General features: G+C 41.3%; 20 protein-coding genes and 1 other annotated feature. Of the genes, 15 read left to right on the top strand and 5 right to left on the bottom strand.

Features of this window, described 5'->3' with window-relative positions; translation table 11 throughout:
- The first annotated feature begins 114 nt into the window (after nucleotides 1-114).
- From G8782_RS05670 to G8782_RS05640, 7 genes are all read left to right on the top strand, one after another.
- Nucleotides 115-747, top strand: coding sequence for a VTT domain-containing protein (locus G8782_RS05670; protein WP_172369909.1), 633 nt, complete (start codon nucleotides 115-117; stop codon nucleotides 745-747).
- A 79-nt stretch (nucleotides 748-826) separates the two neighbouring features.
- Nucleotides 827-4,327 carry a helicase-exonuclease AddAB subunit AddB gene (addB, locus tag G8782_RS05665; RefSeq protein WP_172369908.1) on the top strand — a complete coding sequence of 1,167 codons (3,501 nt, stop codon included), beginning with the start codon at nucleotides 827-829 and terminating at the stop codon, nucleotides 4,325-4,327.
- A complete protein-coding gene (gene addA / locus G8782_RS05660; protein ID WP_172370229.1) occupies nucleotides 4,305-8,027 on the top strand; it encodes a helicase-exonuclease AddAB subunit AddA in 3,723 nt (1,240 codons plus the stop codon). Before addB ends, addA begins: the two co-directional genes overlap by 23 nt.
- A 2-nt stretch (nucleotides 8,028-8,029) precedes the next feature.
- Nucleotides 8,030-9,199, top strand: a complete 1,170-nt coding sequence (locus tag G8782_RS05655; RefSeq protein ID WP_246231598.1) for a DUF418 domain-containing protein — start codon at nucleotides 8,030-8,032, stop codon at nucleotides 9,197-9,199.
- Between the two features lie 63 nt (nucleotides 9,200-9,262).
- On the top strand, nucleotides 9,263-10,162 hold the full coding sequence (locus tag G8782_RS05650) for a fumarylacetoacetate hydrolase family protein (protein WP_172369906.1): 900 nt from the start codon (nucleotides 9,263-9,265) through the stop codon (nucleotides 10,160-10,162).
- 75 nt (nucleotides 10,163-10,237) lie between these two features.
- The gene (locus G8782_RS05645) at nucleotides 10,238-10,594 is read left to right on the top strand and encodes a YisL family protein (protein ID WP_172369905.1); all 357 of its coding nucleotides are present in this window, start codon (nucleotides 10,238-10,240) and stop codon (nucleotides 10,592-10,594) included.
- Nucleotides 10,595-11,128: 534 nt separating this feature from the next.
- Complete coding sequence (locus tag G8782_RS05640) at nucleotides 11,129-12,574, top strand: alpha-amylase family glycosyl hydrolase (RefSeq protein ID WP_172369904.1); 1,446 nt, start codon at nucleotides 11,129-11,131, stop codon at nucleotides 12,572-12,574.
- A gap of 55 nt (nucleotides 12,575-12,629) precedes the next feature.
- Here the strand turns inward: G8782_RS05640 and G8782_RS05635 are convergent, their stop codons facing one another.
- Genes G8782_RS05635 through G8782_RS05625 form a run of 3 tightly spaced genes read right to left on the bottom strand, consistent with a single transcriptional unit; the run spans nucleotide 12,630 to nucleotide 15,683 of the window.
- Nucleotides 12,630-13,955, bottom strand: coding sequence for a CoA-disulfide reductase (locus G8782_RS05635; RefSeq protein ID WP_172369903.1), 1,326 nt, complete (start codon nucleotides 13,953-13,955; stop codon nucleotides 12,630-12,632).
- 24 nt (nucleotides 13,956-13,979) lie between these two features.
- On the bottom strand, nucleotides 13,980-14,831 hold the full coding sequence (locus G8782_RS05630) for a DegV family protein (protein ID WP_172369902.1): 852 nt from the start codon (nucleotides 14,829-14,831) through the stop codon (nucleotides 13,980-13,982).
- Between the two features lie 36 nt (nucleotides 14,832-14,867).
- A complete protein-coding gene (locus G8782_RS05625) occupies nucleotides 14,868-15,683 on the bottom strand; it encodes a Cof-type HAD-IIB family hydrolase (RefSeq protein WP_172369901.1) in 816 nt (271 codons plus the stop codon).
- Between the two features lie 136 nt (nucleotides 15,684-15,819).
- Between G8782_RS05625 and G8782_RS05620 the strand changes: the two genes are divergently transcribed.
- The 3 genes from G8782_RS05620 (at nucleotide 15,820) to G8782_RS05610 (ending at nucleotide 19,250) form a co-directional block, all read left to right on the top strand.
- Nucleotides 15,820-16,590, top strand: a complete 771-nt coding sequence (locus tag G8782_RS05620) for a prolyl oligopeptidase family serine peptidase (protein ID WP_172369900.1) — start codon at nucleotides 15,820-15,822, stop codon at nucleotides 16,588-16,590.
- A gap of 51 nt (nucleotides 16,591-16,641) precedes the next feature.
- Nucleotides 16,642-16,950, top strand: a complete 309-nt coding sequence (locus G8782_RS05615; protein WP_172369899.1) for a metal-sulfur cluster assembly factor — start codon at nucleotides 16,642-16,644, stop codon at nucleotides 16,948-16,950.
- A 158-nt stretch (nucleotides 16,951-17,108) separates the two neighbouring features.
- Nucleotides 17,109-19,250: an ATP-dependent Clp protease ATP-binding subunit gene (locus G8782_RS05610; protein ID WP_172370228.1), complete on the top strand. Its 2,142-nt coding sequence runs from the start codon at nucleotides 17,109-17,111 to the stop codon at nucleotides 19,248-19,250.
- 44 nt (nucleotides 19,251-19,294) lie between these two features.
- Here the strand turns inward: G8782_RS05610 and G8782_RS05605 are convergent, their stop codons facing one another.
- A complete protein-coding gene (locus G8782_RS05605; protein ID WP_172369898.1) occupies nucleotides 19,295-19,477 on the bottom strand; it encodes a YjzD family protein in 183 nt (60 codons plus the stop codon).
- A 191-nt stretch (nucleotides 19,478-19,668) separates the two neighbouring features.
- Here G8782_RS05605 and G8782_RS05600 point away from each other — a divergent pair, with 191 nt between their 5' ends.
- The 4 genes from G8782_RS05600 to G8782_RS18855 all read left to right on the top strand — a co-directional run bounded on the left by G8782_RS05600 (nucleotide 19,669) and on the right by G8782_RS18855 (nucleotide 23,377).
- Nucleotides 19,669-20,601: a beta-ketoacyl-ACP synthase III gene (locus G8782_RS05600; RefSeq protein ID WP_172369897.1), complete on the top strand. Its 933-nt coding sequence runs from the start codon at nucleotides 19,669-19,671 to the stop codon at nucleotides 20,599-20,601.
- Between the two features lie 80 nt (nucleotides 20,602-20,681).
- A complete protein-coding gene (gene fabF, locus G8782_RS05595; RefSeq protein WP_172369896.1) occupies nucleotides 20,682-21,920 on the top strand; it encodes a beta-ketoacyl-ACP synthase II in 1,239 nt (412 codons plus the stop codon).
- 90 nt (nucleotides 21,921-22,010) lie between these two features.
- Complete coding sequence (gene manA / locus G8782_RS05590; RefSeq protein WP_172369895.1) at nucleotides 22,011-22,955, top strand: mannose-6-phosphate isomerase, class I; 945 nt, start codon at nucleotides 22,011-22,013, stop codon at nucleotides 22,953-22,955.
- 155 nt (nucleotides 22,956-23,110) lie between these two features.
- Nucleotides 23,111-23,377 (top strand): YuzI family membrane protein, encoded by a 267-nt coding sequence (locus tag G8782_RS18855; protein WP_484592858.1) that lies wholly within the window; start codon nucleotides 23,111-23,113, stop codon nucleotides 23,375-23,377.
- On the opposite strand, the gene trpS is transcribed toward G8782_RS18855, so the two are convergent.
- Complete coding sequence (trpS, locus tag G8782_RS05585; RefSeq protein WP_172369894.1) at nucleotides 23,328-24,314, bottom strand: tryptophan--tRNA ligase; 987 nt, start codon at nucleotides 24,312-24,314, stop codon at nucleotides 23,328-23,330. The two genes, G8782_RS18855 and trpS, sit on opposite strands and share 50 nt — an antisense overlap.
- A 70-nt stretch (nucleotides 24,315-24,384) precedes the next feature.
- Nucleotides 24,385-24,614: a binding site (T-box leader), on the bottom strand.
- 127 nt (nucleotides 24,615-24,741) lie between these two features.
- On the opposite strand from trpS, the gene G8782_RS05580 reads away from it, so the two are divergent.
- Complete coding sequence (locus G8782_RS05580) at nucleotides 24,742-25,947, top strand: putative glycoside hydrolase (protein ID WP_172369893.1); 1,206 nt, start codon at nucleotides 24,742-24,744, stop codon at nucleotides 25,945-25,947.
- Nucleotides 25,948-26,032: the final 85 nt, after the last annotated feature.

Here is a 26,032-nt window from a genome sequence, read left to right as displayed (position 1 = left end):
TTGTTTTTCTGATTATACTATACTTTTGTGTAAAATTGATGAAATAGGTGATAAAATTGATTTATTGGGTATACTTATCACTATAAGTCTCTAGATGCTGCGAGGGTGATTTGGGTGAATGAATGGTTTGATGTAGATAAAATTATAGAGTTGTCTCAACATTATAGAGCGTTTGGACCATTAATCGGACTCCTGTTACCATTTATCGAGTCGTTTCTCCCTTTCTTGCCTTTATTTGTATTTGTTTTTGCGAATGCAAGTGCTTTTGGATTAGGGTATGGAATTCTATTATCATGGGCAGGCACGACAGCTGGTTCATATGCTGTGTTTTTATTGATTCGAAAATATGGTGAGAATCGATTTTTTCGCTTTTTAACAAAAAGTATTCGTGTGCAAAAGCTTATTAAATGGGTAGACCGGAATGGATTCGGTCCGTTATTCTTATTTATCTGCTTTCCTTTTACACCGTCTGCTTTAGTAAACTTAGTAGCTGGTTTGTCAGGTATAAGGAAAACGCATTACTTACTCACGTTGATGGCTGGCAAACTTGTAATGATATGTACTGTTAGTTTTATAGGATACGATTTAAAAGCGCTGCTTACACAACCAATTCGAACTGCGATTGTTGCAGTTGTTGTTATTTTGCTTTGGTTGATTGGAAAGCGACTTGAACACCGATTAACGAAAAAAGTAGACGCGGATTTTCATCAGTTGAATGAAAGACGTAAAAAAAAGGAAACCTACTAAAATAGTACCTGCATCCCCTTTCCTGTACAATAGAGAGAAAGGATTGCAGGTTTTTTTACGTTCAAAGGAGGGGAAGTGTGTGTCATTACGTTTTATTACCGGAAGATCTGGATCTGGAAAAACGACGCATATTCAAAGAGAAATTGCTGAAGAACTTAAACAAAATCCATTAGGAGCTCCCATTTTTATCATCGTTCCAGACCAAATGTCTTTTTCTGTGGAGCATAGTTTAGCCGTCAATTACGGATTGAATGGAATCATTCGTGCACAAGTTGTGACATTTAAACGATTAGCTTGGCGGATACTTCAGGAGGTCGGCGGTATTACTCGTAAAGAAGTAAATGGTTTTGGCTACCGGATGCTCGTTAGAAGTGTTTTGGAAGAGCATCATGAAGAGTTCAAGTTATTTCGCCAAGCAGCTAATAAACGCGGATTTACGGAACAAATCGGCACCTTATTACAGGAGTTTGGTCGCTACGCTGTTGACTTTACTACGATGAATGAACTTCACGACCAACTACTCGCCGCGAGTGCACCGAGAACCTTGATTGATAAGGCCAGCGATTTATCACTTCTTCTTGCAAAAATAGAAGAAAAACTTGGCACATCTTACGTGGACAGTGAAGGTCATTTGGCGCTTCTTGCGATGCAAATTCAACATGCGGACATATTAAAAGGGGCAGATATTTATATTGACGGATTCGAAAGCTTTACGACGAGAGAATATGAAATTATTACGGAACTTTTAAAATATGGAAATCGCGTGACAGTGACATTGCCGATGGAGTCTGATTTAACAGGATCCGCGGATCATGAATTGTTTTTCAATCCAGTGCGAACTTCTTTGCGATTGCGAGGAATCGCATACTTGGAGTCTATTGACGTTGAAGAAGATTTTCATATGAATCAAGTTATGCGCTTTGAAAATGATGATTTGAAACATCTCGAGGCAGCATTTGATCAGTACCCGACAAGCGGGAAACCGTCGAATGGTCATGTAACGTTTATTGAAGCAGCCGATCGAAGGGCTGAGATTCATGCTGTTGCAAGAAAGATTCGAGAATTGATGTTATCAGGAAAAAGGTATAAGGATCTGGCCATCTTGTATCGACAACCGGAAGTGTACGATGAATTAATCGAAACTATATTTCCGCATTACGATATTCCAGTTTTCATCAGCCGAAAAAAACCGATGTTGCATCATCCGCTCATTGAATTATCACGTTCTGTATTGGAAGCGGTCACTTCGGGTTGGTCATATGAATCGATTTTTCGCGCAGTAAAAACAGATTTATTTTTTCCGCATGGTGAAAATTTGAATGTATGGCGCGAACGAGCAGACCGCCTTGAAAATTATATTCTTGCACGTGGCATCTATGGTTCTCGTTGGTTTGATGATTCGCGCTGGAGAGTGAAACGATATCGCGGTCTTGAATTGCATACCGACGTTCAAACCGATGAAGAACTTGCGATGCAAGAAGACTTACATCGTATTCGCGATTGTATACGAGAACCACTTCAAAAGTTTGAAAAGAAAATGAAGAAGTCTAAGAATGGCAGGGAAGTAGCAGAAGCGATATTTTTATTTATAGAGCAACTGCGCGTCTATGATAAAGTAGTTGATCTGCGGGCGGAAGAGGAGCTTGCGGGTCGTCTTTTGGGCGCAACTGAACATGAACAGGCGTGGAACGGGTGGATTGATGTTCTCGACCAGTTCGTGCTGATGTTTGGCGATAAAGAGTTGAATCCGAGTGACGCAGCACGCATTTTAGATGAAGGATTCGACTCGTTGGAATTCACTCGAATTCCACCTTCATTAGACCAAGTGACGGTGTCATCGATTGAAGTTTCGGGTTTAATGAATATCGATGCGGTTTTTCTCCTGGGTGTCAATGACGGTGTGCTTCCGCAACGAATTGATAATGAAGGAATTTTATCGGATACCGACCGGGAATGGTTTTCTCAAATTGGTTTCGAACTTGCACCGACATCGAAAATGAAGTTAATGGACGAGACATTTATCGCATACCGCGCATTCACTGCACCGCGGGAACAGCTATACATTTCATACCCGATTGCAGATGAAGAAGGGAAAGCGCTACTCCCGTCCTTATACATTGCAAGAATCTCGCAACTTCTCCCGGGAATTCAGACAGAATCTGCGGTCATGGATCCGTCAGAATTAGAGGGGGATGTAGACAGGTTTGCGTATATTAGCCATCCGAGGGCGGCATTGCCATTTGCTGCGATGAAACTTAAGCAAGCGGAACATATGCAGAAGATTGCACCAGAATGGAAGGCTGTACTGGCCTATTATGAAAGAGATGTTTATTGGACTTCTGTTCTCGGTCGAATTCGTCGACCGTTAGAAGTTGGCAATGAAACCGATAGACTGACGATTGATTTGACAAAAGGATTATACGGCGATTCTTTCGTGTCTAGTGTTTCGCGAATAGAATCCTATTATAGTTGTCCGTTTCAACACTATGCTTCTTTCGGCCTTGGTTTACAAGATCGATCAGAGTATACGCTTGAAGCACCTGCTATTGGTGATTTATTCCACGCGGCTCTTAAATGGATTTCGGATGAAACAATGCGACTAGGAAAGTCTTGGGCCGAATTGACAAAAGGAGAATGTTGGCGGTTGGCATCTGATGCAGTAGATGACATTACGCCATACTTTTTCAACCGGATCCTATCATCAACGAATCGCTATGTATACATCAAGCGGAAGTTAGTGCAAGTTATTCAACGGACAATTTATTCACTTAGCACACAAGCTAAATCGACAAACTTTAAGCCGATTGCAATCGAGGCAGGATTTGGACCGGGCGAAAAGTTGCCTTCCTTGGAAATTCCTCTTCGAATGGGGAAGCCTTTGCAACTTCGTGGCCGAATTGATCGAATCGATGCTTCTGAAATTAATGGGAAGAATTATATTCGCGTCATTGATTATAAATCTTCGGCAAGAGAACTTGACTTGGCTGAAGTGTATTATGGATTATCGTTACAAATGATGACATACCTTGACGTGGCGCTTGAGCATGTTGAAGAATTGCTTGGTTTTCATGCAGATCCGGCGGGTTTACTGTATGTCCACGTTCATAATCCGATGATTCGCCCAGTAGAAGAGCTTTCAGCCCAACTATTGGAGGATGAAATTGCCAAATCTTATAAAATGCGCGGATTTCTACTAGAGCATCCTGAAGTGGCAGAAGCGATGGACGTTGAAATCGGTAGTTCGTCAAAGATTATTCCGGCGGCATTCAAAAAAGATGGATCATTTACAAAGAGATCGAAAGTGTTGGCAGCAGAGGATCTGCAAATGATGCGGTCTTATGTGAGAACACGACATCAAATGGCTGGAAATGCAATGCTAGCGGGAGATACGCGTGTTTATCCGTATAAGTTGAAAGATAAAATGCCTTGCCAATTTTGTTCGTACCGATCCGTTTGTCAATTCGACCCAACAGATCCAGCTCAACAATATCGTAATTACGAAATGTTAGATGCAGATACATCACTTGAAAAAATGCGTGAGGAGGTGGTTGGGGATGATGAACATACCCGTGAAACCTGAAGGACTTACGTTTACCGATGAACAATGGATAGCAATATGGGCTTCGGGCAGAGATATTCTTGTTTCTGCAGCCGCGGGTTCAGGGAAAACCAAAGTGCTCATTTCGAGAATGATCGAAAAAGTTGTCGATGAGAAGAATCCAATCGATGTGGATGAATTACTCGTCGTGACATTTACAAATGCAGCGGCTGCTGAAATGCGTCATCGAATGGCAGAAGCGCTCGAAGAAGCGATTGCAGAAAAACCGGAATCTGTTCATTTGCGCAGGCAATTGAACTTGTTGAATAAAGCACAGATTTCCACGCTTCACTCGTTTTGCCAAAATGTCGTTCGGCAGTACGCTTATTTACTTGATATCGATCCGGGTTTTAGAATCGCTGACAGCACGGAGGTCGCGCTTCTTCGCGATGACACGATTAGTGAAGTGCTTGAAACGGCGTACAGTTCTGAAAATCCTGAGTTGATTTATAGGCTGGCAGATAGTTTCACTTCGGATAGAGACGACCAAATGATTGAGACTCTTATCAGTCGTTTATACGATTATTCAAGGGTTCATCCTTCTCCGGAGAAGTGGTTGTGCCTCATACCTGAACAATATGAAATCGAGCAAATCAGCTCAGTCGATGAACTTGAATTTATAGGACCCTTAAAAACAGCAATTCGTCATTCCCTTGAAGAAGCAGCTGCGTTAACAGGTGATTTAAGACGTATCGCTTTGATGCCTGAAGGACCCGCGGCACTTGCTGCAACTGCAGAAACTGACATGATGTGGATTGATGAAGCCATCAGGCGCATTACAGTTGGAACTTGGGAAGAAACATACGAGTTTTTCGGGACGCTGAAGTGGGTCAGGGCAGGAGCAATTAAAAAAGATTCCTGCGATGAAGGGCTTGCCGACCGCGCGAAAAAAATTCGAGATGTTGTGAAAAAGATTGTCAATGACCTTAAAGAAAAATATTTTATTCGAACACCGAATCGGCTTCTGGAAGAAATTAAATTAATGGCACCCGCAATGCATACGTTAATTGAACTGGTGATTGATTTTGGCAGGCGTTATGAAACTGTGAAAATTGACCGGGGAATTGTAGATTTTTCAGATTTAGAACATTATGCTCTACGGATCCTGTCTGTTGAAATAGATGGAAAACTACTGCCTTCTGATATCGCCATTGATTACCGCAAGCGATTTTCGGAAGTGCTCGTTGATGAATATCAGGATACGAACCTACTGCAAGAAACCATTGTCAATTTGGTGAAAAATGGCAATGAGAAAGATGGGAATCTGTTTATGGTCGGCGATGTCAAACAATCGATTTATGGTTTTCGTCTGGCTGAACCAAACCTGTTTCTTGGAAAGTATAAAAACTTTAACGCAACGGGCGAAGATTCGGGCCTGAAAATCGATTTGAACGCGAACTTCAGAAGTCGAAAAGAAGTATTGGATTCAACGAATTTCATCTTTTCGCAGGTGATGGGCGCTCGTGTCGGAGATATCGATTACGATGAGGCTGCCGCACTTAAATACGGTGCGCAGTACCCGGTTAAAGAAGTGCCCGCGGAATTGACTGTCCTTTATGAAGACGACGAAGAAGATGCAACAGAGGAAGATCAAAGTGAACAAAGTATTAAAAGTTCTCAAGCTGAAGCACGTTTTATAATTAAACGGATTAAAGAGTTAATGGCTTCAGGGGCAGAAGTCACAGATGCATTTTCCGATGAAAAACGACCGCTCGAATACCGGGATATTGTCATTTTAATGCGGTCGATGACTTGGTCGGCTGAATTTGTTGAAGAGTTCAAGCTTGCGGGTATTCCAATCTATGCAAACTTGTCTCGAGGTTATTTCGAAGCGCTCGAAGTGATGATCATGTTAAATACCTTGCGTGTCATTGATAATCCGTACCAAGATATTCCGCTGGCATCTGTTCTCCGTTCGCCGTTTATCGGCATGACTGAAAATGAGCTTGCGAAAATTCGGCTAGCCGACAAGAATGCTCCGTTTTATGAAGCATTAAAGTCTTTTATGGCAACAGGCGGCGCTGGTATTGAAACAAAGACACAAGAGAAATTGCAACGGTTCTTCGTGCAATTTGAAGATTGGAGAAATTTGGCGCGTCGCGGATCATTATCTGAACTGATTTGGCAAGTGTACACTGATACGCATTATTACGAAATGGTTGGCGCCATGCCGAATGGACAACAAAGACAGGCAAATCTTCGCGCGCTCCATGATCGTGCTATTGATTATGAGAAAACATCATTTCGCGGCTTATTCCGCTTCCTTCGATTTATCGACCGGATGAGAAAGCGGGGCGATGATGTAGGAGAAGCAAGGTCGCTTACTGATACAGAAGACGTTGTTCGGTTAATGACCATTCATTCATCAAAAGGCCTCGAGTTTCCATATGTTTTTATTTCTGGAATTGCGAGGCAGTTCAATAAGATGGATTTCAATGAAGCTTATTTATTCGACCAACATTTCGGTTTGGCAGTGAAAGCAATTGATCCGGATAATCGAATTACGTATACATCTTTGCCTTTTTTAGCGATGAAAGAGAAAAAGGAACTCGAAATGCGTGCAGAAGAAATGCGGATCTTATATGTCGCGATGACCAGAGCAAAAGAATATTTGGAGCTAATCGCCTCTATTAAGGATATTGAAAGGGAGATCGGTAAGTGGCAGGATGCTCAACTGGTTGATCCATCGTTGATGTTGCCCGAGTATACGCGTTCTAGAGCAAATAGTTATCTCGATTGGATTGGACCAGCAGTCGCAAGGCATCCTGACTTCGGTAAATTTGATGTGCTTCCGGGAGGACAGTTCGTTGCAGATTCATCGAAATGGAAGATAGATGCGCTACCGTTTTCATCTGTAATGAATCTACATTTGCACCAAGAGAGCATCGTTGAAAATGATGGTTTAATTCCTCAGGATGATGTTGGAAAGTCAGATGAAATTGATGAGCAAATTTATGATGAAGTGAAACGACGTTTTGATTGGTCATACGAATATAGCAATTCGATTGCAAAACGTTCGAAGCAAACGGTTAGCGAATTGAAAAGACTCTCGATTCTTGCGCAACAAGAGGAAGAAAATCCTTTTGCAGAAAAGGGAGATGAAGTAAGCACGGCATATTTGCATGCTCGACCTAACTTCATGCAAACCCGGGCGCTTTCTCCTGCGGAAATCGGAACGGCGATGCATACGATCATGCAGCATATTGATCTTCAAACAGAACAAAATTCGGAAACCGTTGAGCAATTAATCACAACGCTACAAACGCGTCAATTATTAACGCAAGAAGAAGCAAATGCTGTGCAGGTCAATCAAATCACTCAGTTTTTAAAGTCAGATATGGCGAAAAGAGTAAAACAGTCAGCAAAAGTATTGAGAGAATTGCCGTTTACGTATGCGCATGATGGCGATGACGGGGATTATCAAATCATTCAAGGAATCGCGGATTGTTTATTCCAAGAAGAGGATGGTTGGGTTCTGCTGGATTATAAAACGGACCGGGTGCAAGGACGATTCAATTCTCCTGGTGAAATTGAAAATGAAATGCAAGACCGTTACGGAGTTCAGTTGAATTTGTACAAACGTGCAATCGAATCGATTATCAATGTAGAAATTAAAGAAATGGTGCTTTACCTATTTGATGGGGATAGTACAGTGCTTATTCAGGGGGACGAAGAAAAGTGAAAATGTCGCCTACGAATGTAGAAAATCGAATCGAAGCGCTTGATATAACAAGAGGATTTGCACTTTTGGGGATTTTTATCGCGAATATGTTGCTTTTTCATACGCCTTATTTACATGTGGATCCCTACTCATGGTTCACATCGGGGGATGCGGCGACTTTCAAGTGGATCGATGTTTTCGTGCAGGGCAGTTTTTATCCTATATTTGCTTTGTTATTTGGCTACGGCATTAACATGCAATATGAGAAGTCAATTCAGCGAAACACTCCGTTCGTACCTGTTATGGCAAGGCGATTAGGAATATTGCTCGGCATTGGGCTATTACACGGGCTTTTCATCTGGTCAGGCGATGTATTATTTCCGTATGCGGTCATGGGCTTTTTGTTATTAATATTTGTTCGGATTCCTGCAAAATGGCTTGCCTTATTTGCAGGAGCCCTATATATGATTCCGGCTGCATTCATGTATTTTGTCGCGAAATTATTAATGAAAGCGAATTCGAATCTATTAATGAGTGATTACGCCGACTTAGACCTGATTGAACGTTCGATTGAAGTTTTCGGAAGCGGTTCTTTTGGGGACATTTTCACTTTAAGGTTTTTCGAGTGGTTAGTCATAGGGCTCGGCGGGACATTTATGGGGTTTTTCATCGTATTGCCGATTATCATGTTTGGGGCGGCATTATCGAAATGGAAAGTCATTGAACGCGCGAAAGAATTTAAAATTCGGTTGGCTATTTTAGCGTTATTATCACTGGCTGCGGGAATCTGGATAAAATTACTCCCGCACTTGAAAAAACCTGCATTGGATTTAATTCAAATACAGGATACGATTGGCAACATCATTCTAGCCGCTGGTTATGTTAGCTTGCTTTTATTATTTTGTACATTCCCACTGTTCCGCGACGTCTTCAGACCTATTGGAAAAGCGGGGCGGATGTCCTTAACAACCTATATCACGCAATCAATTGTCGCCACATTGATTTTTTATTCGTATGGTTTTGGATTATACGGCAGGGTGGACTTAGCGGCGGGCACTTGGATTGCAGTTGGCCTCTTTGTCGTTCAAGTTATCTTCGCGGAGCTATGGCTTTCAAAATTTCGGATGGGTCCGCTTGAATGGTTATGGAGAAAAGGGACTTACGGAAGAAGTTTGATGAAAAAAGAGGAATAAACGGGACAATTGTCGAAATAGAGTCATAACAAGGGAATTATGAATTGGGAGGATGGGTAAAAGATGAAATTGTTATCGTTTCAATTGGAAGGTCAGACATTGTATGGTCCGAAGGTAAAAAGGGAAGAGGCAGTATGGGATGCGTTGGCTTTGGCAATCCATTACGGCGATACTAGTTTACCGAAGACGATCATCGAAGGTGTTTCATCGGGGTTAGATTTCGTCGAATCAATCCGTAAACTTGTTAACCGTGCAGAAAAAGACGAATATGCGAGCGAATATAAATATTCATTCTCATCTATTGAGTGGCTTGCGCCAATTCCTAGAACACCGAAGAATGTCATTTGCGTAGGAAAAAACTATTTTGATCACGCAACCGAAATGGGGGACGAAGCAGCGCCTGAAAAGTTAATGATATTCACAAAATCACCAACGACAATTGCTGCGGATGAACAACAATTACCCATCCATGCTGAAGTGACGGAAAACCTTGATTATGAAGGAGAACTTGCAGTTGTCATCTGTAAGAGGGGGCATAATATACCTAAACAATTGGCGTATGATTATATTTTTGGTTATACAATTGCGAATGATATTACCGCACGTGATATTCAAACAGCGCATGGACAGTTCTTTCTCGGAAAAAGTTTAAATGGCACTTGTCCTATGGGACCTTATTTAGTCACTAAAGATGAACTGCCAAACCCGAATAACTTATCGATTGTTACGAAAGTAAATGATGAAATAAGACAAAACAGCAATACAGAGGCAATGATGTTTAAAGTCGATGAAATTATTGCGGAAATTTCTCGGTTTGTGACATTGGAACCCGGTGATATCATTTTGACGGGCACGCCAGCGGGTGTTGGAAAAGGCATGAAGCCGCCTGTTTTCTTGCGAAAAGGGGATACGGTCAATATTTCGATTGAAGGGATCGGCACACTTTCAAATCAATTTGTGTAAGCATGTTTGCTTAAGCCTCATCCGAATCTGTGATAGGATAAATAAGTACGACATAATTTTTATGAGGTGAAGTTGATGATACATTTCCACATTTTTACTTGGGTTGTTGGAATCATTTTATTCCTAGTAGCGGCTGTAATGGCGAATGGCTCAAAAGGGCGCAAAATTGTTCATATGAGCAGTAGATTATTTTATGTTCTAATTTTAGTCTCAGGTGCAATATTATTCATGAATCACTCTGGACTGGATCCTGCTCTGTACGGAGTTAAATTCCTGCTTGGCCTTGTTACGATTGGTCTAATGGAAATGGTGCTAGTTCGTTCGAGCAAAGAGAAAAACGTTACGACATTATGGATTTTCTTTTTCATCTTCTTATTCGCAACCATGTTCCTCGGATTTAAACTGCCGATGGGCATCAACTGGTTCGCTTAATTAAGAAAAAAAGCCGGACTATTTAACAATTCAAAGCATGGTGGGAATTTTTATATTCCTATCATGCTTTTTATTTTACGTTTCTATTATTAAAATGATCAGGAAGATATGTTGTAGCATTCGATATAACTTTAATAAATTAGAGAAATTAGTTGATTGGAGTGGAGGGTGGCGACTCCAGCGGAATCAGCGAGACAGCCGAGACCCCGCAGGAGCGCAGCGACGAGGAGGCTTGGCGCTCGCCCGCAGGAAAGCGCTCGCCCGCAACGGAAATCAACGGTTCTTATAAAAGACGACTACTTGAATAATGGATTTTATAAATACTGCCGTAATGAATTTCTCAATGACCATGAACCTAGCGACGAGTAGAAGAAGTAAGGGGCCGTTCGAAACGAAAAATCAACTAGCACTTATATTTCACATATCCGCCCCATTTCTACAATCAACGATCAATTTATTGATGAAAGAATAGCCACTACTCATTTCGTTTGTTAAAATGAAGAGTGATAGTTCGTTAATTAGGAGGATTTATTTGTGAAAAGTAATACATGGTTTGGGCTACTATTATCAATGACTTTGATTTTATCTATAATTTATCCAACAGGGGTATTCGCAAAAAATGATCGAACGCTACAAGATGAAAGCATATACGATTTACTGGTCGATCGATTTAATGACGGGAATTACGACAATAATGAAGGCGTTAATCCTCGAGATATGAACGCATTTAGCGGCGGAGATTTCGCAGGCATTGCTGCAAAATTGGACTATATTGTTGAAATGGGTTTTACATTAGTTTCAATTGGACCTGTATTCAGCACAGCAACTTATGACGGAAACGAAGTCCTCGATTACGAAATGTTAGAACCGCATTTCGGAACGGAAGAAGAGTTTACTGACATGATTAAATCCTTAAAGAAAGAAAACATCGGCGTTGTTGCTGATTTTCCATTAAACGGGGTTAGCGAGAATCATGCATGGGTGAAGAATGATCTTGTACCGTCTATTCCAGCAGGCGATGGAACTGTTGACTGGGATATTTCAAGTCCAGTTGCGAAAGAAATGATCATTGATGCGATTGTTTCATTCGTGGATAAGTACGAGCTGGCTGGAATTCGTTTAACAAGATTAGGGGATTTCGATGAAGACTTTCTAAATGAGGCAATCGCTGAAATTAAAAAGGCAGATGACACAATTTATGTAATGTCGACAGAAGCATCGAGCGCTAATTTTGATACAGTGCCTAATATAGAAAAAATGAAAGCACTCAAACAGTCGTATGTCCAAGTCGATCCCGATTCATCACCTCTTCAGTTATTTGAAGATGAAAACGAAACGGACATCATCCAATTCGATGAATTGACAGGGCCTCGCTTTACGTATGAAATGTTTACCTTGAGAATGTTTCCGCCGACTAGATGGAAAGTAGCCACAACTGCATTATTCACATTGCCTGGGATTCCGGTGATGCCTTATGGATCTGAGATTGCAGTTAACGGGAAAGAAGCACCTGAAAGCCATCCAATATCGAACTTTAAAACAGATATGGAATTACAAGAGTATATTGGAGATTTAAACTCGCTGCGGAACAAATCTGACACACTTCGCAATGGGGATTTCGAGATGCTGCATAACAAAGATGGCTTTACAGTTTTCAAGCGTTCGTCAGATGAAGAAACTTGGATTGTCGCATTAAATAATACATCTAAAACCGACAATTTAGAAATTGATCAAGAAGTTATCGGAGATAATAAAAGATTGCGCGGCGTTGTCGGTGGCGATATGATTAAACAATCAAAAGATGGGAAGTATCGGGTTGTCCTCGAACGAGAATTGGCTGAAGTATACATTGTAGATGAAGATAAAGGATTTAATATCCCTTATTTAATCGCTTCAATTCTTGTTTATACATTGTTCCTAGGATTCCTTTGGGCAGTGTGGAGAAGAGGAAAGAAAAACAAAGCGGAAGAACAAAAATAAATGAAATCCCAAGACAGCGACATTGCCGTCTTGGGATCTTTTTGTTAATAGACAATTACTTTGCTTTATAACCAAGCATGTTCACCGGGTCTTTCGGTGAGGAATATGGGGGAGAGTAGCTAAGTTCAAGTGCGGCCAAATCATCTACGGTCATATTCCCCATAATCGCTGTTGCAATAACGTCAATGCGCTTATCGACACCTTTGTTACCAACAGCCTGTCCGCCTAATAGTAAACGAGAATTACGATCGTAATGGATGCGCAATGCAATTGTTCCGTGATCCGGGTAATATCCCGCATTGGTCCGACCTTGATAGGTAACCGTTTCAAATTCAATACCTTCGTCAATTAGGCTTTGTTCCGAGTGACCTGTCATTCCTGCGGTCAATGAAAATAATTTCGTTATTGTCGTGCCGAGAAACCCGTTGATTTTCACCGGCTTTTCACTGAGATGACTAGCTACAATATAAGCTTGACGATGAGCGTGCCAAGCGAGCTGAACCCTTTTAGGTTTACCAGTATGCCAATCCGAAGTTTCCGCGACATCGCCGATCGCATAGATATCAGGGTCATTCGTTTGCATATAGTCATTTACAACAATGCCTTCTGTTTCGCCGATTGTTAATCCGATGCTTTCAGCTAACGCTGTATTCGGAATGATTCCAATGCTTGCCGCGATAAAGTCGACTTCAAAATTCATCCCATTTTTCATGATCAATTTCTTTCCTTCAACCCGCTCAATCTCATCATTAAAATAAAATTCTACTCCGTTATCTGCCATTTCTTTGTATAGGATATCCGAAAGTTCTTTATCCATTGCTTTCATGACACGATCATTTCGTTCGATAAGCGCAGTTTGAAGTCCCAAACGCCTGAAGTTCTCCGCAAGTTCGATACCTATAAAGCCGCCGCCCATAATCGCGCATGAACTGGGTTTTTCTCGTTCGATGAATTTCAGGATTTTCTCCATATCAGTAAAGCTTTTCAAAGTGATCAAAGGTAACTTTCCAAGCCCTTTAATTTCCGGTATGCGTGATTTTCCACCTGTCGACATGATAAGTTTATCGTACGACAGCGTGAAAACTTCATCCGTTTCGAGATTTTGGACTTCCACAGTTTTTGCTTTTCGGTTAATCGATGTAACTTCGTGGCGGGTGAGCGTCGTAATATTGCGTTTCTCGCCAAATCTATCAGGAGACGGGCCGCTCACTTTTGTTTCATCTTCGATTAAACCGCCGATAACATATGGTAACCCGCACGTCCCGTAACCGATTTTTCCTTCCAGACCTATCAGTGTGATTTCAGCATTCGGAAGAACTCGCCTAATTTGTGATGAAACAGTTGATCCTCCCGCGACAGCACCGATTACGACTACTTTCACATTATCACCCTTTACAACTTAGTATTAATTAAGCTTATTCAGGAAAAATATTGAAACTGTGCCAGGTCCGGCATGTGCTCCGATAACCGAACCAATCATGTGTATTTCAACATTTTTAGGACTAAACTTTTCTTCGACTAACGCTTTCAACTCGAGCGCGATCGCTTCATCATCGCCATGACTGATCGCGATGGTTTGTTTGGCCAAATGATCACCGCGTTCCTCCATTAACTCGATAATTCGGCGCAATACTCTTTTACGTCCACGATGCTTTTCAATAGGGACTAGTTTTCCATCTTCTACATGCAATAGCGGTTTAATATTTAGTAATCCGCCGATGAATGCGCTTGCCTTCGACACTCTTCCTCCGCGTGCCATATAATCGAGATCTTCTACGGTAAATAGATGTTCCATATGTTCGGACATAAAACGAATCTTTTCTTCGATTTCTTCCAACGTTTCGCCCGCATTACGAAGTCGAACGGCTTCTTTAATAAGAAGTCCATATCCAAGTGAGGCGCATTTGGAATCCACGATGATCAAGTTTAAATTTTCGTTTTCCTCTTTGACTTGGTCGCGCATCATTACCGCGGTGTTATATGTACCCGATAATTCAGATGAAAACGCAATATAAATGCCTTCTTCTCCAGATTTCGAAAGTTCGGTCCATCTCTCCAACAATTCTTCGGGCGAAATTTGTGATGTTTTAGGTTGTCCGCCTTCTCGAATCGTTTTGTAAACTTCCCTCGAATCTATTTCGAGGATATCCTCATACTCTTTCCCGTCAATTAATACATGCAGCGGAATTAACGTAACATCATTTTCATCAAAAAATGATTTTGGCAAATCGGATGCGCTATCTGCAAATATTCTCATTAACTGATCCCCCATTTTCTATTTGTATCAATATTCTTACTTTAATTGTAACCGTTCATCGAGTACTTGTGCAATGCCATCTTCATTATTCGATTTTGTAGTCACTTCATCGGCAATCGATTTTAACTCATCAATCCCGTTCGACATCGCGACGCCAATTCCTGCATATTCGATCATTTCAAGATCATTATTTTCATCGCCAAAGGCAATTATGCGTTCTTTTGGAATATCCATCCACTTTGCAACATGGGATAGACCAGCTGCTTTACTCAGACCGCTTCGAAAAACTTCGATAACATGACCGAAAGGCGAGTCCCATACGCGATGTCCGACAACTTCGGCGTGAATATGGTCGAGATGTTGGACAATCGTATTGACATGACTTTCATCAGCTTGGATAAGTAACGAAGTCGGATCTTCTTTTAGATAGTTTTGAATCTCGCCAGTGGTTACTTTCGGAGTACCCATCTTGAAATTATCTAAAACTTTTTCATCATGATAATGGACATAAACATCATCCATGACTTCAGCGACCATATTATTCCACGGAAATTCTTGCATCGCTTCCACAACCTCTTTCACGACGGATAGAGAAAGCGTTTCATGAATCGTTTTCCAAGAACGATTGCCGGGATGATGCACAAAAGCTCCATTAAAATTTACAACGGGCGTAATTAGACCAAGTTGCCGATAATAAAGTTCAGTCGCGCGGTATGGTCTGCCTGTTGCAATCATTACATGATGGCCTTCACTTTTTGCTTTTTGCAAAGTCTGGGCTGTTTTTTTCGTTATTATTTTGTCATCTGTCAATAAAGTCCCGTCGAGATCGAGGACGATTAAATGTGGTTTCAAGAAAATCCCCCTTTATTATATAAGTTTACCTTTAAGACATTATCCAAGTCAAAGAAGCCAGTAGCTTAAACAACCTTTTTGTTTTTCCTAGAAAAATTTGGTACGCTGAAATGAAAAGAAAAAAGGTTGTGATTGAATGATCCTGAATGAAGAAACTTGGGGAGCAATTCCATTATTACATATTGTAGAACAAGAAAATGAACATAAAGAAGTCCCGGTTGTTGTCTTCTTCCATGGATTTACAAGTGCAAAAGAACATAATCTGCACTACGCATACAATCTTGCGAAAAAAGGGATGCGTGTATTATTACCAGATGCATATTTACATGGTGTGCGTGAAGAAAATTTGGATGAAGTCGAATTATCACTTCGATTTTGGGAAATTGTATTAACATCTATTGAAGAACTGGCTTTCATTCGCAAGGAACTTAACGACCGTAATCTCTTATCATCCAAGAAAATCGGCGTTGCCGGAACATCGATGGGCGGAATTACAACTTTAGGCGCGCTGAAAATGTACGAATGGATTGATGCTGCTGCTGTCATGATGGGCGCAGCCGGATTTGTAGAATTAGCAAAAGCGCAGATTAAACAATTTGAATCGGAAGGGTTTAAATTGCCCGTGACAAAAAATGAGAGAGAGAAGTTATTTACTGATTTAGCACAATTTGATATTACAAAGAATCAGTCTGTGCTGAATCAAAGACCGCTATTCTTCTGGCACGGAAAAAATGATCCTGTTGTTCCATACAGACCGATGTATAAGTTTTATGAAGCTATAAAAGATGACTATGAGAACGTCCCTGATCGACTTCGTTTTGTGACGGATAAAGTTGCAGCCCATGCGGTGACAAGGGCCGGTATGCTTTCTTCTGTAAACTGGCTTGCAAGTCATTTGTATGAATGACCTTTGGCTGTTATGATGAGGGTATCAACTGAATTGGAAGGGGTAAAAACAATGAGTCAAGAAATGAAAGACAGTATGATGGGCGCAATTGAAAACGTTATTGACCCTGAGCTTGGGATTGATATTGTAAATCTAGGGCTTGTTTATGATGTTGAATTAGATGAAGAAGGCACTGCAATAGTAACAATGACACTTACATCAATGGGCTGTCCAATGGGACCTCAAATTGTTGCAAATATTAAACAAGAACTTATGGAGCTTCCGGAAGTAAAAGACGTAGACGTCAATATTGTTTGGAATCCGCCATGGTCAAAAGACAATATGTCGCGATACGCTAAAATGGCATTAGGCGTACGATAAAAAGCTTTATACAATTCAAAGACTGTATGACTTCTTACTAAGTTGTACAGTCTTTTTCTATCCAATCAAACCACTTTACTCATAGGTGAAATCATTATATAATTTAATTAGTCAAAGAAAGTCAAAGTCGAATACGTGGAAGGTGATTGTTTATGAGAATGCAGGGACAGCAGGAAGACGAACGGACACCGCTTGAACAATTTGGTCGCAATCTAGTTGAAGAAGTGAAAAACGGCAAGATGGATCCTGTCATCGGACGCGATGAAGAAATTCGGAATACAATTAGAATTCTATCGCGGAAAACGAAAAACAATCCGGTCTTAATCGGAGAACCTGGCGTCGGTAAAACGGCCATCGTAGAGGGGCTCGCACAAAGAATTGTAAAAGGGGACGTTCCAGAAGGGTTAAAAGGACGCGAAATTTTCGAACTTGACATGAGCGCGCTCATCGCCGGTGCAAAATATCGCGGAGAATTTGAGGAACGCTTGAAAAGTGTATTGAAACAAGTAAAAGACAGCGATGGACAAATTATCCTTTTTATCGATGAAATCCATACGATTGTCGGAGCTGGAAAAACGGACGGGGCAATGGATGCCGGTAATATGTTAAAACCGATGTTGGCACGCGGGGAGCTCTATTGTATCGGTGCAACGACACTTGACGAATATCGAATGTACATCGAAAAAGATCCAGCATTGGAACGTCGTTTTCAGCAAGTAATGGTTCGCGAACCTTCCGTTGAAGATACCGTCTCGATTTTACGGGGGTTAAAAGAAATGTATGAATTGCATCACGGTGTGCGTATTCATGACCGAGCGATTGTAGCGGCTGCCGCATTGTCTAATCGCTATATTACAGAAAGATTTTTACCGGACAAAGCAATCGATTTAATCGATGAAGCAAGTGCCATGATTCGAACAGAAATCGATTCGATGCCGCAAGAACTTGATGCTGTCACTCGGAGAATGATGCAACTCGAGATTGAAGAGCAAGCTTTGCAGAAAGAAAAAGATGCAGCGAGCCAAACAAGACTTGAACTATTACGCGAAGAATTACAAGAATTGAAGGATTCATCCGCTGATATGCGTGCTCAATGGGAATCGGAAAAAGAAACATTAAGTAAAATTCAAGAAAAACGAGGACAGCTCGATCAGTTCAGACGGGAACTAGAGGATGCGGAGAATCGCTATGATTTAAATAAAGCGGCGGAACTTCGCCACGGAAAAATTCCGGCAATGGAAGCCGAACTAAAAAAACTGGAAGCGCCATTGCTCGATAGTAAAGAAAATCGACTTTTACGTGAGGAAGTGACTGAAGAAGAAATCGCGACGATTGTTGCAAGATGGACAGGCATTCCAGTAACCAAATTAGTTGAAGGAGAGCGGGAAAAGCTTCTCCGTTTACGTGAAACTCTTCAAGAACGGGTTATTGGGCAAGATGATGCTGTTCAACTTGTAACAGAAGCAGTGTGGCGGGCGCGCGCAGGCATTCAAGATCCGAACAAACCAATTGGGTCTTTTCTATTTCTCGGGCCAACAGGCGTAGGGAAGACTGAACTCGCGAAAACATTAGCTGCGACATTATTTGATTCTGAAGATCATTTCATTCGGATCGATATGTCGGAATACATGGAGAAACATAGCGTTTCTAGGCTCGTCGGTGCGCCGCCGGGATATATAGGTTATGAAGAAGGCGGGCAATTAACCGAAGCCGTTCGACGTAATCCTTATTCAGTCGTGCTATTGGATGAAATTGAAAAAGCGCATCCGGATGTCGCAAATATCCTTCTTCAAGTACTTGACGATGGCCGAATTACAGACAGTCAAGGAAGGCTGGTTAATTTTACAAATACAGTCATCATTATGACGTCGAATATTGGTTCAGCTTATCTACTTCATGAATTGGATGAGAATGAAAACCATGCCGCCGAGGATTTGGTTATGGCAGAATTAAGAAATCATTTCAAGCCAGAGCTACTGAACCGAATGGATGACATAATTATTTTCCATTCATTAACTGGCGACGCATTTAAACAGATTTCACGGAAAATGCTTGATGATCTCGTATTGCGACTTGATGAACAAGAAATAGTGATGAAATACGATGAAAATGTATTGGATTGGATTGTCGAAGAAGGGACAGATGCGGATTTCGGTGCACGTCCATTGAAACGATTTATCCAACGATATGTTGAAACGGTCGTCGCGGGGGAATTGATAAAAGGCGAGATTGGACCGAACGGAGAATTCCTACTGACGATGCAAAACGGTAAACTCGTTGTTGTCAATAAAACAGTGTAAATAAAAAGCAGCTATGGCACTTTTCCATAGCTGCTTTTTTAAAATTAATTATCCGAAATAGGTCCTTTTGGCATTGATTCGCCAATGAGAATTACTAAAATTCCTACAACTACTGATAAAATGATGCCTGCTTCAAAATTGAATTTTACGTTTGCAATCGCTCCAACGACGTAATTAAGCAATGTTACTAAAGCGAAAGACCATACAAAAGTTAAAATGAATCTCAATTAAGTTCACCTCTACATTACTATTTCCTCAACTATCATACCATAGGGTTGACACTTGGGAAACAATTAATCAATTATTATAAAGTTTTTTTGAGGCGAATTGGTGTCGAGATGTTGTAAAAACTGTCCGAATCTCTTATGATTAATACCAGGTGCTAATAATAGATGATAAAGAACGGAGGATATTTTTTATGAATGCAGGTATATTGGGAGTCGGAAAATACGTGCCGTCACATATATTAACGAACGAGGATCTTGAAAAACGTATGGACACATCTGATGAATGGATCCGAACAATGACAGGGATTGAGGAAAGAAGAATCGCGGCCGATGATATGGATACATCTCATATGGCCTACCATGCGGCTGTCGATGCAATTGAAAATTCCGGGGTGAGTCCCGAGGAAATCGGCTTAATACTCGTCGCAACGGTTACTCCTGATCGTCCGTTTCCATCCGTCTCTACGATGTTGCAAGAACAGCTAGGCGCTAAAAATGCAGCTGCAATGGATGTTTCAGCTGCTTGCGCGGGCTTCATGTACGGTCTCGTCACTGCAAAGCAATTTGTAGAGTCAAGCTCGTATGATTATGTGCTTGTCGTCGGCGTAGAAAAGCTATCTAAAATCACGGATTGGGATGACCGGAATACAGCAGTTCTATTTGGCGATGGTGCAGGGGCTGCCGTTGTAGGAAGAGTAAGCGAAGGTCGCGGAATTTTGTCTTTCGAACTTGGCGCAGACGGTTCCGGCGGGAAGCATCTTTATCAAGATGAAAAGCTTATCATGAACGGTCGCGAAGTATTTAAATTCGCGGTGCGTCAAATGGGGCAATCTGCCATGAATGTTATCGAGAAAGCTGGATTGGACAAAGAAGATGTGGATTATTTAATTCCGCACCAAGCAAATATCCGGATTATGGAAGCTTCACGGGAACGATTGGGTTTACCGATTGAGAAAATGTCTAAAACGATTCATAAATACGGAAATACTTCCGCTGCATCGATTCCGATTTCACTAGTCGATGACCTTGCTGAAGGTAAGGTAAAAGACGATGATGTTATCGTATTCGTCGGTTTCGGCGGAGGATTAACCTGGGGCGCAATTTGTATGCGTTGGGGTAAATAATCGTTCTGCATGCTAATAATAAGGACAGCATTTATACTAAATTCTATAGGCTATTTATTTCTAAAGGAGAGTTATAAAATATGACTAAACGACGTGTAGTTATTACGGGAATCGGAGCTATTTCACCAGTAGGAAATACAGCTGAAGAATCATGGGAAGCTGTTATTAATGGTAAATCAGGTATTGGACCGCTGACGAGACTCGACAGTGAACAATTTCCTGTTAAAGTAGCCGCTGAAGTAAAAGATTTTAATATTGAAGACTATATTGAACGTAAAGAAGCACGTAAAATGGACCGCTTCACTCATTACGCGCTTGCAGCATCCATTATGGCGATGAAAGACGCAGGGTTAGAAGAACTCGATGAGGACCTTAAACCTCGTACTGGCGTCTGGATCGGCTCTGGAATAGGCGGCATGGAGACGCATGAACAACAGTTTTTAACGTTCCAAGAAAGAGGATATCGCCGAGTAAGTCCTTTCTTTGTACCAATGATGATACCAGATATGGCTTCTGGCCAGGTATCGATTCATTTTGGCGCGAAAGGAATTAACTCATGTACCGTGACTGCTTGTGCATCCGGAACGAACTCAATCGGGGATGCGTTCGAAGTAATTCGTCGCGGCGAAGCAGACGTAATGATTTCAGGCGGAGCAGAAGCGCCAATCACGACAATGGCTGTCGCTGGATTTTGTGCAAACAAAGCATTGTCTTTGAACCCGGATCCAACTCAAGCATCCCGACCGTTCGATGCTGAACGAGACGGCTTTGTAATCGGGGAAGGTGCAGGAATTGTAATTCTAGAAGAGTATGAGCATGCGGTTAAACGCGGAGCGAAGATTTACGCTGAAATGATTGGCTACGGATCGACCGGCGATGCGCACCATATTACTGCACCGGCTCCGGAAGGCGAAGGGGCGGCGCGCGCGATGATGCAAGCGATTGAAGAAGGCGGAATTTCACCTGATAAAATCGACTATATTAATGCACATGGTACAAGTACGCCGTACAACGACCAGTTCGAGACGATGGCGGCGAAGACCGTGTTCGGTGACCATGCATACAAACTGGCGATTAGCTCGACAAAATCGATGACTGGCCATCTTTTAGGTGCAGCTGGCGGACTTGAAGCAATCTTTACAGTAAAAGCCCTTCAAGAAGGAATTTTACCGCCAACAACAAATTACGTAAACGCTGATCCAGAATGCGACTTGGATGTCGTGCCAAATGAAGCACGAAAAGCGAATATCGAATATGCGATGAGCAATTCACTTGGTTTCGGCGGGCATAACGCTACGCTTGTTTTCAAAAAAATATGATTTACAGAGAGACGTTCCGTTTGATGGGACGTCTTTTCTTATTGATGATAAAGTGAGAAAAAGATTTAAGTGTTGAAAGGATGTTTTTTTATGAAGCAACCATTGTTTTTAGAACCGGTATTTCAAGAACGAATTTGGGGCGGAACTGCTTTGAAAGAGCAGTTTGGTTACGACATCCCGTCTGATAGTACGGGGGAATGTTGGGCGATTTCAGCACACCCGAATGGACCGTCAATTGTGAAAACCGGTGATTTTTCGGGAAAAACGTTAATCGAACTTTGGCAAGAGCAACCGGTGTTATTTGGAAATCATAAGGCGGATGTATTTCCGCTATTAACAAAAATTTTAGACGCGAATACTGATTTGTCCGTTCAAGTTCATCCGAATGATGCATATGCCGAACTTTATGAAAGTGGTGAACTTGGAAAGACAGAATGCTGGTATATTATCGATTGTGCAGTAGGCGCTGAAATCATTTTAGGACATGATGCAAAGACGAAAACCGAGTTTACTGAGCGAATTGAAAAAGGTGAGTGGGATCAGTTACTACGAAGAGTGAAAATTAAACCGGGTGATTTTTTCTATGTGCCGAGCGGAACGATTCATGCATTAGGTAAGGGAACGGTTGTACTAGAAACACAGCAAAGTTCAGATGCGACTTATCGTTTGTATGATTACGACCGGGTTGACCAAGATGGTCGGTTACGTGAATTGCATATCGATAATTCGATTGCCGTTTCGACGATTCCTCATCGTGACACTGTAGCAACCCCGGAACAGAGCATAATTCCAGGGGCAACGATTACAAAATTTGTTGAAGCGGAATATTTCACTGTATATAAATGGGACATTGAAGGAAAGGCGAAATTTAACTACAAAGCATTTTTGTTGGCAAGTGTCATTGTAGGAGACGGTACTTTAAATATTGGCAATAAACTATACCGCGTTAAAGAAGGCGACCATTTCATACTTCCAGCGAACGCTGGTGAATTTGAGATGGAAGGAAAAGCAACGCTGATTGTTTCGCATGTCTGATAACATTATTTACTCTATTAAGTCATTCAAAGATTGACTTGTAAAGTTAAAAAAGGCAACTCCGCATTTTGCCGAAGTTGCCTTTTTCTATCAAGGAAAAAGGCAATTCAATTTTTCCCTGCTTTTGTTTCTGTACCTTCGTCTAAAAGAGGGCTATTTGTTCATATAGTTATAGAAAACGTAAAGGGCGATGCGTTATTACACGTGTATTTTTATTCCTCATAAGTTATGGACTACTCGTTGTCAGCATTTCGCACGTCATTTTCTATTTTAACTATAGAGCGCTCGGTTATGAATGGAGTCAAATTTTTTACTTTATCTTTCGGACAGCGGACTTCGCATTGTTGGTCATATCTGCAATTACGCTCACCATTACCGTTGCCTACCGAGGCCCATCGCGTTCTCCATTTTTTTCAGAGTAGCCGATGCAATGGCATTTGCTCTTTCCGCTCCGTCATCCAAGATGCTATCTAGCTCGGGAGATTCAAGCAAATCATAATACTTTTCTTGGATTGGCGTTAAATGGTTGATGACAACTTCTGCTACGCCGGCTTTGAAATCACCATATCTGAGGCTATCATATTTTGAAACGACTTCATCAATCGATTTACCACTCATTGCGGATTCGATCGTCAATAGATTTGAAACACCCGGTTTGTTTTGTTCATCGAATCGAACGATTCCTTCTGAATCAGTAACAGCGCTTTTAATCTTTTTTTCGATTTGTTTAGGCGTGTCAAGCAATGAGATAGTCGCTCTGTTATTCGGATCTGATTTACTCATTTTCTTCAATGGATCTTGGAGCGATTTTATGCGTGCACCGTGTTTTGGAATGCGGATTTCTGGTACTTTTAATATCTTCCCGTAGCGATTATTGAACCTTTCGGCAAGATCACGAGTCAATTCCAAGTGCTGGGTTTGGTCATCGCCGACAGGCACAATATCCGTATTATAAAGCAGGATATCGGCAGCCATTAGCGGCGGATAAGTAAGAAGTGCTGACGAAACCCCTTCTTGCCCATCTGACTTGTCTTTAAACTGTGTCATTCGCTCAAGTTCGCCAATATAAGAAAGACATTGCATAATCCATCCAGCTTGGGCGTGCGCCGGAACTTCAGATTGAATAAATAAAATTGCCTTCTCTGGATCAATTCCGCTCGCGATATAAAGAGCTGCCAGTGAACGAATCGTTTTACTCAATTCTTTTGGATCTTGTTGTACTGTGATTGCATGTTGGTCGACAATGCAAAATAGACAATCGTATTCATATTGCAACTCTGTGAATTGGCGAAATGCCCCAATGTAATTCCCGATTGTCACTGTTCCTGTCGGTTGTACACCAGAAAAAATTGTTTTCATATAAATTCCTCCTCATAATAAAAAGACATCAGAGAAGAATGGAGTTCCATTCTTCCTTATCATCCCTAATTAAAGGGACGATTGATGTCTTTTCAACCGCGGTACCACCCGAATTGCCCGAAAGCCTCTCAAAGCTCCTTAACGCGGAAAAACGTGACTGACTAATGAAAAGTTCAAATTGAACTTTATTTCATCTGCCAAGCTCAGGAACCCATTTCACCTCGTGTAGTTATCTGTTTTCACCACCACAGACTCTCTGGGAAACTACGCCGAGGTTACTCTTTCCTTCAATGCTGTTCAATTATTAGTTCTTATAATTATAAACGAAAATTGACTATTAAGCAAGACTGTGCTTACGCCATCTAACACTTTCAATTATGTCGCCTTCTTGCTAAACTAGGAGAATAAGAAAGGATGTTGTCGAAAAATGTATTTAATTAAATGGGCGACGGCATTTGTACTTGCTTTAGGAATTGCGGTTCCAGTTGTGGTACATGCCGAGGGAAAAAATGAAGTAGAAGATTTTTCTGAGATGACATATGGTTTTGAAGCGTATGATGAACAACTTGTTGCTACGTCCACATTGTTTCGATATGACTCGGGACTTACATTTGAGTATCCGGACGCAATTCGCGGCGTTTATGTAACCGGACATTCAGCTGGAGGCGCAAAGTTTGGCACTCTGGTCAATTTAATGGAGACAACCGACTTAAATGCGATGGTTATCGACATTAAAGATGATTTCGGCAACATTACATACGTACCAGCGGATGATTCTCCATTGAAAGATTTAGGTATTGGAAAACCTTATATTAAAAATCCGCGTAAGATGTTAGAAGAGATGGAAGAGAAACAAATCTATCCGATAGGGAGAATTGTCGTCTTTAAGGATAGTGTGTTAGCAGAAAAACGGCCTGATTTATCATTCGTTGAAAATGGAAAGGTTTGGAAAAACGGTCGAGGGGAAGCATTTGTAAATCCTTTTATGAAAGAAGTATGGGATCATAATATTGAAATTGCCATTGAAGCAGCAAAAATGGGTTTTCAGGAAATTCAATTTGATTATGTCAGGTTTCCTGAAGGATTCGAAAAACGTCACGATTCAGTAGAGTATTCTTACGAGGATTATAAGGAATCTGAACTTGATCCTGTTCAAAGACGTGTTGAAGCGGTAACTGATTTCGTTGCTTATGCTCGTGAAAAGTTGAAACCTTACGGAGTTAAAGTTTCTGTAGATATCTTCGGTTACGCCGCAACCCTTTCGGAAGCGCCTGGAATAGGTCAAAACTTCTCGAGAATATCTGAAAACGTCGATGTGATTTCATCTATGATTTACCCAAGTCATTGGACATCCTACTTTGGCATCTCAAAACCAGACACTGAACCATATAAACTTGTTTCAGAATATGCAAAAGTAGAAAATAATGTTCTCGATGCATTGGAAAACAGACCAATTTCAAGACCATGGATTCAAGATTTTAGTGCACCGTGGCTTGGTTCAGGAAATTATTTGATTTACGGCAAAAAGGAAGTAGAAGCGCAAATAAAAGCATTAAAAGATAATGGAATCGAAGAATTCCTTCTTTGGAACGCGGGAAATCGCTATACACCAGGAGTCAACTATAAACAGTAAATGAAAAATTGGAGACACATCGCCGTGTCTCCTTTTTTGTTTGAAACTTTTCTTGGGGTTCAAACGTATTAATAAGGAGTATAGG

The organism is Sporosarcina jiandibaonis, from assembly GCF_013184495.1.
GTDB classification, from domain to species: Bacteria; Bacillota; Bacilli; order Bacillales_A; family Planococcaceae; genus Sporosarcina; species Sporosarcina jiandibaonis.
The sequence above is the reverse complement of the archived record's forward strand: the minus strand, read 5'-3'. Positions and strand labels throughout refer to the sequence as shown.